Below are 7,679 nucleotides of genomic sequence, written 5' to 3' on the forward strand. Positions count from 1 at the left end.
AGGCGCCGCCGCCGGTCTACGAACCGCCCGCGCCCGTCGAGCAGGCGCCCGCCCCGGAACCCGCGCCCGCCCCGGCGCCGCCGCCACCGCCGCCGCCGGTGATCCAGCTTCCCTTCCCGCTCCCGCCGATCCTGCTGCCGCCCGCCGCGGCGACGCGCGGCTGAGCCGAAAGGCGCGTCCTGCGCGCGGTCGCCGGCCGCGTCGGTGAGACTCGATGGCTATGGACCAGCTCATCCTCGTTCTGGTGATCCTGTGCGCCGCGGTGGTGGCCGAACCCCTCGGTGAACGGATCGGCGTGGCGTCCTCGGTCCTGATGACGCTGTTCGGCGTCGTGCTCGCCCTCGTGCCGGTCGTGCCCGCCATCGTCATCCCGCCCGAACTGATCCTGCCGCTGGTGCTGCCGCCCCTGCTCTACGCGGCCGCGCGGCGCACGTCCTGGCGGCAGTTCGCCGAGAACTGGCAACCGATCGCCCTGCGCGCGATCGGCCTGGTGATCCTGACCGCGGCGGCGGTGGCCGCGGTCTTCCACAGCTGGTTCCCCGGCTACGCCGTCGCGGCGGGGGTGGTGCTCGGCGCGCTGGTCGCCCCGCCGGACCCGGTCGCGGCGATGTCCATGGCGAGCAGACTCGGGCTGCCGCGGCGCCTGACCGTCGTCCTGGGCGGCGAGGGCCTGTTCAACGACGTCACCGCCATCGTCGTCTACAGCGTCGCCATCCAGGCCGTGGTCACCGGGATCTTCTCGCCGTGGCACGCGCTGGGGGAGTTCGTGCTGGCCGCGGTGGTCGGCAGCGTGGTCGGCCTCGCGGTCGGCTTCCTCGGCGACCGCCTCAGCCGCTGGCTCGACAACGCGGTCTGCCAGGTCGCCCTGAGCCTGCTGCTGCCGTTCATCGCCTACGGCCTCGCCGAACACTGGGAGGGGTCGGCGGTGCTGTCGGTGCTGGTCTGCGCGCTGTATCTCACCGACGCGGCCGTGGAGTACCGCGACCGGTCCTACCGCCTGGTCGCCGACTCGTTCTGGGAGATCGCCGAGCTGCTCATCACCGGGTTCGCTTTCGCTCTCATCGGGCTCGAGCTGCGCGTGGTGCTCGAGACGACCGGCCACGACTGGCGGTCGCTGGCCGGGGTCACCGCGGCGGTGATCGGGGTGGTGGTCGGGCTGCGGCTGGTCTGGCTGCTGGTGACGTGGCGGATCGGCCGCAGGCTGTGGAACCGCGACGCCGACGACGACGAGCCGTACCGCCTCGGCGAGGTGATCGTCACCTGGTGGGCGGGCATGCGTGGCGTCGCCACGGTCGCCCTCGCGCTGGCCGTGCCCTTCACCCTCGCCGACGAGACGACCGGCTTCCCCGCACGCCCCGAGATCCTCTTCATCGCCTTCGCGGTCGTGCTGTTCACGCTGCTGGTGCAGGGCCCGACGCTGCCGCTGGTCGTCCGGATCACCGGCGTGCACGCCAACACCCGCGCCGAGCGGGAGCTCGAACGCGACCTGTGGCGGCGGGTGGTCCGGGCGGAGAAGGCGCGGCTCAAGCAGATCGCCCAGGAGGAGAACCTGCCCGACGACCTCTACGAGGACCTGCGCGGCGGCCTGCGCAGGCTCTCGGCCAAGGCCGACCCGCAGGCGGCCGACGACGACGCCCGCGCCACCGCCGAGCAGGAACGCGCCCTGATGAACCGCATGCGCGACATCCGCCTCGACATCACCGAGGCCGGCAGGCGGGAGGCCCAGGCCGCCCGGCGCGAACCGGGCATGCCGCCCGACATCGTGGACCGGGTGATCCGCAGGCTCGACCTGGGACCCGCCCGCTAGCCGCCGACCGTGTCGGTGAGGTAGCCGATGAGATAGGTGATCGACATCGCCAGCGCGCCGCCGACGACCACCCGGACCACCGCGCGCCCGGCCGGGCTGCCGCCGAGCCGCGCGCTGATCGTGCCGGTCCCCGCCAGGGCGACCAGCACCGCGACGAAGGTGACCGGCACCCGCACCGAGGCCGGGGTGAGCACGATCGCCAGCAACGGCAGCAGCGCGCCGCAGGTGAACGCGATCGCCGAGGAGATCGCGGCGGCCCAGGGATTGGTGAGTTCGGTGGGATCGAGCTTGAGCTCGGCCTCGGCGTGCGCGGTGAACGCGTCGTGCGCGGTCAGTTCCCTGGCGACCTGTTCGGCCGTCTCCTGCGACAGGCCCTTCGCCCGGTAGATGCCGGTCAGTTCGGCCAGCTCGAATTCCGGCGACTCCGCCAGTTCCCGGCGTTCCTTGGCCAGCAGGGCGCGCTCGGAGTCGCGCTGGGTGCTCACCGAGACGTACTCGCCCGCCGCCATCGACAGCGCGCCCGCGGCGAGGCCCGCGACGCCCGCGGTCAGGATGGTCTGCGTGTCGGCGGTGCTGGCCGCGACACCGACCACCAGGCCCGCGGTGGAGACGATGCCGTCGTTGGCGCCGAGCACCCCGGCGCGCAGCCAGTTCAGCCGGGAGGCGAGGCCCTCGCCGTGCGGCTCGTGCGGGTGCGCCGACAGGTCCGGGATGGGGGAGTCGCTCACCCGGCCAGCGTAATCCGGGTCAGCGCCGGGTGGGGCGCGCCGCGACGTCGGCGTGTAGCCGTTCGGCCAGCCGGACCGCGAGCGCGAGCGCGGTCAGCAGCGGCTGACCGGGCCCGCAGGCCGGGAACACCGAACTCCCGGCGACGTAGAGGTTGTCGACGCCGTGCACCCGGCACTGCGCGTCGACCACCCCGGTGCGCGGGTCCGCCGACATCCGGGTGGTGCCCGCCGGATGCCCGACCTCGGTGAACGGCACCGGCGCCGCGGGGTCGAGCCAGGGCGCGGTGACCGGCGCGGGCAACCCGAGCCTGCGGAACTCCCCGGCGACCACGCGCGCGGCGCGCCGGGCGGTGCGTTCCTGGAGCGGATCGGGCAGGCAGGTCACCCGGGCCAGCGGCAGTCCGGCGGCGTCGGTGTCCTCGGTGAGGGTGACCCGGTTCTCCCGGTCGGGGCCGTGCTCGACGACGCAGCGCAGCTCGACCCGGCCCCTGGACCGGCCTGCAGCGGCACGCAACGCCCGGCCGGCCAGCGCGCGGGTGCGTCCGCCCTGCGGCGCCTCCTGCAGCCACAGGGCCGCGCCGAGCAGGCGTTCGGAGCGCTGCACGTCGGGGGCGAGCGTCATCCCGGGTATCAACCGGGCCCGGCCGCGTCCGGTACCGCGGGTGCGCGCGCCGAGCCGGGCCAGTGCCGCGCCCGGCGCCGGCACCTCACCGACGACGGCGGCCCGCCGCGCCATCAGGTACCGGCCGACCTGGTCGTAGCGGTTGCCGACGCCCTCGGCGACGGCGCGGCGCGAGGCCAGCAGCAGCCGTGGCGTCTCGATCGACCCCGCGGCGAGGACGAAGCGCGCCGCCTCGACCCGGCGGCGGCGCCCGCCCGCGCCGGTCACCTCGACCGAATTCACATGCGCGCCGGTGCGATCGGTGTCCAGGTGGGTGACGGTGGCATGGGTGTAGAGGCGCGCGCCGCCGGGCCCGCCCGCCGCGATCCGCACCCCGCGCCCCGACTGCCAGGTGTGCGCCCGCAACATCGAGGGATCCAGTTCGGCCGTGGCGCGGCGGTTCTCGGCGGCGTCCAGGCCGGCGTGGGCGCACGCCCGGTCCCGGTAGGGCGTCAGCTCGCCGGGACCGAGCGGCCAGCCGGTGCCGGGAATCCAGGGGCGGGAGGCGAAGTCGAGATCGTCGAGGAAACCCGAGCGTTCCTCCGGCGGCCCGGACGGCCAGGTCCCGTCGCCCTGCTCGAGGACCAGGACGTCGACCCCGGCCGCGGCGAGTTCCCCGGCCACGGTCAATCCGGCGGGCCCGGCCCCGATCACACAGACCTGCGCGCGCAGCGCCCGGTCACCGACTGTTCGCAGATCGTCGACCAGCACCTGCGGGTCCTCTCGCACGGTCCTACGCCCGACGCCGCGCGGCGCCAGGAACTCACTGTAGAAGCCGCGCGGCCGCCTGTCCCGGAGTCGGGCAGGCCGGGTGCACGAAAGCGCGGACATACCCGGCGGTTTGGCGCACGTAGGTCCGCGCCCAGAAGGAGGCGCCGGGATTCACCCGCCCCGCGACCACCGACAGTTCCCCGTCGAAGCACTGGCCGAGCACGTAGCGCACGCGCGAGGCGTAGGGCGCGAGCGTCACCACCATCACGTGCCGCCAGCCGTACACCGAGGCACGGCGCGCGACCTCCCGCGCCTCGCCCTCCACGGTCGAGGGCTGCGGCACGAAGCAGGCCACCCGGAAGGCGAAGCGACCCGCGCAGTAGCGGTCGAGCGCCGGGTCGTCGGGTCCGGTCGACTGGGACACGAGCACCTCGGGCGCCAGCCCGCCCGCGGCGAGCTCGAGCGCGATGTCGATGCGCTCGGACCCGGTGCCGCCCAGCACGACGATGACGTCGGCGTGGCGCACGGGATCGGCCTGCGGGCGCACGTACACCGGCAGCCCCGCGAGCACCACCGCGAGCACCGCCGCACCCGTCGTCATCAGCAGCGCACGCACCCGGCGGAAGAACACAGCGCCATTATGGGTCCCCGAACGGCCGGTTCTTGTGCAGACTGGGTGGCATGAACGACACCGCCGCCGCCACCGAACACCTCGACGTCGTGATCGTGGGCGCGGGACTGTCCGGGATCGGCGCCGCCTACCGGCTGCAGACCCGCCACCCGCACCGCAGTTACGCGATCCTGGAGGCCAGGGACACCCTCGGCGGCACCTGGGACCTGTTCCGCTACCCGGGCATTCGTTCCGACTCCGACATGTTCACCCTCGGCTACCCGTTCAAGCCGTGGCGCGCGGCCCGCTCCATCGCCGACGGCCCCTCGATCCTGGAGTACGTGCGCGAGACGGCGCACGAGAACGGCATCGACCGCCACATCCGGTTCGGCTCGCGGGTGATCGGCGCCGATTGGTCCTCCGAGCAGGCGCACTGGCGGCTGACGATCGCCCACCAGGGCGAAGACGGCCCCGAGCTCAGCGTGCTGACCTGCAATTTCCTCTACAGCTGCGCCGGCTACTACGACTACGACCAGCCGCACGCCCCGGAGTTCCGCGGCCGCGAGGACTTCGCGGGCGTCGTCGTGCACCCGCAGTTCTGGCCCCAGGACCTGGACTACCGGGACAAGCGCGTCGTCGTCATCGGCAGCGGCGCGACCGCGGTCACCCTGGTCCCCGCCATGGCCGACACCGCCGCCCATGTCACCATGCTGCAGCGCACGCCCACCTGGATCAGCGCGGTCCCCGGCCGCGACAAGCAGGCCGACAAGATCCGCAAGTACCTGCCCGCCGCGCTCGCGCACAAGGTGGTGCGGGTCAAGAACATCCTGTTCAACATCGGCTTCTACCAGTACTGCCGTCGCCGCCCGGAGTCCGCGCGCAAGCTGCTCACCGGCCTGACCACCCGCATCCTGAAGGACGAGAAGCTCGTCGCCGAGCACTTCACCCCGTCCTACGACCCGTGGGACCAGCGCCTGTGCGCCGCCCCCGACGCCGACTTCTTCAAGGCGATGCGTAAGGGCAAGGCCGAGGTCGTGACCGATCGGATCGAGCGTTTCGTCCCCGAGGGCGTCCGCCTGGTGTCGGGCCGGGTCCTGCCCGCCGACGTCATCGTCACCGCGACCGGCCTGCGCCTGCTCGCCTTCGGCGGCATCGCCCCCTCGGTAGACGGCACCCCGGTGACGCTGTCCGACCAGTTCGTGTGGCAGGGCGCCATGCTCACCGGCGTCCCCAACTTCGCCATCTGCGTCGGGTACACGAACGCCTCGTGGACGCTGCGCGCGGATCTCACCTCGCGGCTGGTCTGCAAGGTCCTCGACCACATCGACAAGACCGGTTGCGCCGCGGTGGTCCCCGAGCCGACCGGCAAGCTCGACCAGCGTCCCCTGCTCGATCTGGCCTCCGGTTACATCCTGCGGTCCATCGCCGACTTCCCCCGCCAGGGCGATCGGCATCCGTGGCGGGTGCGGCAGAACTACCTGCTCGACACCCTGATCACCTGGCGCACCGACCTGGGCAAGACGCTGCGCCCGCTGCACAGGACGGCCGCACGTCAACCGGCCTGACATGGGACTTCACCCGAAACGGGTGAGGTGGCCGTGCCGCCGGGTCCCTAGCGTCACGCGGACAGTGCCGAAGTGGCACGCTCCGGACCGGACCCGGCAGAAAGGCCGAGACGATGACGACGAACGAGAACGCGCACCCGGTACGTCAGGGGATCGCGGCAGGCACCTCCATCGGCGCCGGAATCCTGCTGGCGGTGGTCGGCGCCCTGCAGATCTTCGAGGGCATCTCCGCGGTGGCCAACGACGACCTGATCGTGGTCGGCCCCGAGTACATCTATCAGTTCGACATCACCGCGTGGGGCTGGTGGCACATCATCTTCGGTGCCATCGCGATCCTCATCGCGCTCGGCCTGCTCACCGGGCAGACCTGGGGCAAGGTCGGCGCGATCGCCATCGCGTCGATCTCGATCGTCGCCAACTTCCTGTGGCTGCCCTACTACCCGTGGTGGTCGATCCTGATCATCGCCCTCGACGTGGTCGTCATCTGGGCGGTGTGCACCTGGCGAACCGACAACTGAGTTTCACGAGACCCGATCGGCCCGGTGCCCGCGCACCGGGCCGATCGCGTTTCTCAGCGCCGGGCGGCGTCGTCGCCGAGCACGCCGGCCAGGTGCTCGTTGAGGCGGTCGCCGAGCTCGGCGAGTTCGGCGAGCTGGGGCCGCTCGAGCGCGCCGAGGACGAGCTCGCGCACGGTCTTCAGATACAGGGGGGTGGCCGCGTGGACCCTGGACCGCCCGGACGGGGTGATCACCACGTCGACGCCGCGGCCCGATCCCGGCGCCGCCCGCCGCGCCCAGTCCATCCGCTCCAGCTTGGAGACCACGTGGCTCAGCCGCGAGATGGATCCGTGGCCGTGCTCGGCGAGCACGCCCATGCGCATGCGCCCGTCCGGGGCGCCGTCGAGTGCGGACAGGACGCGGTATTCGAAGTGGGTGAGCCCGTGCTCGCGCTGCAGGAGCGAATCGAGCGCGCCGGGCAGCCGCATGGCCAGCACGACCACCGCCGACCAGGCGCGACGTTCCGTCGCATCGAATTCGTCGAGCATTGCCGGGCCTCCATCGTCCAACGCGCCGTGTGCGGGTCCCGGGTGCCCGACCACCCGTCCGATCATTAGCTGAAGAATTGCTGAATGACGCCGAACAGTATCCGACCACCCGGGGCGTGTCCATGCTTTGCGAGCCGAGTCACCGCCCGTGCTCTGGGCTTTCGCTGTGATCTGGACCTGAACAGATGATCAGTAGCCGAGTGGTGGCCGGGTGTCGTCAGGGAAAGTGGTTCGACACGAGACGGGGCCCGGATGGACGGAATCGGGCCGGCCGATCCGCCGCCACCTGCGGAAACGCCGCGCTGTGCAGGCGATTTGACTTCGCGTTGGCCGACACGTAACTTTATCCAAGTCAGAGCGACACGGACACCGACCCGGTGCCGAGGAGCTGGCCCTCAGGGCCGGCCGCGGCGCGGGAAACGAGGTAGGACGATGAGCGCCTGGCGATCACACTGGCTGGTCAGCGTACCGATTTGGAATCGGCGGGCTGTTCTGGTTAAGCTTTGGAAGTTGCCTCACTGAAGTTCCGGATTCACTCCGGGGTGGATGTGT

The 7,679-nt window shown here is 72.2% G+C and carries 7 protein-coding genes; 3 read left to right on the forward strand and 4 right to left on the reverse strand.

The window, feature by feature from the left end:
- The first annotated feature begins 220 nt into the window (after window positions 1-220).
- Window positions 221-1,807, forward strand: coding sequence for a Na+/H+ antiporter (locus ON36_RS06035; protein ID WP_043648721.1), 1,587 nt, complete (start codon window positions 221-223; stop codon window positions 1,805-1,807).
- Here ON36_RS06035 and ON36_RS06040 read toward each other — a convergent pair.
- From ON36_RS06040 to ON36_RS06050, 3 genes are read right to left on the reverse strand one after another with little or no spacing between them, the layout of a single operon-like run.
- Entirely contained in the window at window positions 1,804-2,535 is a 732-nt protein-coding gene (locus ON36_RS06040) for a VIT1/CCC1 transporter family protein (RefSeq protein ID WP_052313696.1), read from the reverse strand. The genes ON36_RS06035 and ON36_RS06040 overlap by 4 nt on opposite strands.
- Before the next feature lie 19 nt (window positions 2,536-2,554).
- Window positions 2,555-3,907, reverse strand: coding sequence for a GMC oxidoreductase (locus ON36_RS06045; RefSeq protein WP_043648725.1), 1,353 nt, complete (start codon window positions 3,905-3,907; stop codon window positions 2,555-2,557).
- 52 nt (window positions 3,908-3,959) lie between these two features.
- Entirely contained in the window at window positions 3,960-4,538 is a 579-nt protein-coding gene (locus ON36_RS06050) for a YdcF family protein (RefSeq protein ID WP_043648728.1), read from the reverse strand.
- Window positions 4,539-4,588: 50 nt separating this feature from the next.
- Between ON36_RS06050 and ON36_RS06055 the strand changes: the two genes are divergently transcribed.
- Both ON36_RS06055 and ON36_RS06060 read left to right on the forward strand, forming a co-directional pair.
- Complete coding sequence (locus tag ON36_RS06055) at window positions 4,589-6,082, forward strand: flavin-containing monooxygenase (protein ID WP_043648732.1); 1,494 nt, start codon at window positions 4,589-4,591, stop codon at window positions 6,080-6,082.
- Window positions 6,083-6,195: 113 nt separating this feature from the next.
- Complete coding sequence (locus ON36_RS06060; RefSeq protein WP_043648735.1) at window positions 6,196-6,600, forward strand: DUF7144 family membrane protein; 405 nt, start codon at window positions 6,196-6,198, stop codon at window positions 6,598-6,600.
- Window positions 6,601-6,653: 53 nt separating this feature from the next.
- Here the strand turns inward: ON36_RS06060 and ON36_RS06065 are convergent, their stop codons facing one another.
- A complete protein-coding gene (locus tag ON36_RS06065; protein ID WP_043648738.1) occupies window positions 6,654-7,127 on the reverse strand; it encodes a MarR family winged helix-turn-helix transcriptional regulator in 474 nt (157 codons plus the stop codon).
- Window positions 7,128-7,679: the final 552 nt, after the last annotated feature.

The organism is Nocardia thailandica NBRC 100428 (assembly GCF_000308795.1).
Lineage (GTDB): Bacteria > Actinomycetota > Actinomycetes > Mycobacteriales > Mycobacteriaceae > Nocardia > Nocardia thailandica.

What these genes read in the sequence shown, in the direction of transcription:
- ON36_RS06035 (WP_043648721.1), top strand. Translation starts at nt 221, where the DNA reads ATGGACCAGCTCATCCTCGTTCTGGTGATCCTGTGCGCCGCGGTGGTG.
- ON36_RS06055 (WP_043648732.1), top strand. Translation starts at nt 4,589, where the DNA reads ATGAACGACACCGCCGCCGCCACCGAACACCTCGACGTCGTGATCGTG.
- ON36_RS06060 (WP_043648735.1), top strand. Translation starts at nt 6,196, where the DNA reads ATGACGACGAACGAGAACGCGCACCCGGTACGTCAGGGGATCGCGGCA.
- ON36_RS06065 (WP_043648738.1), bottom strand. Translation starts at nt 7,127, where the DNA reads ATGCTCGACGAATTCGATGCGACGGAACGTCGCGCCTGGTCGGCGGTG.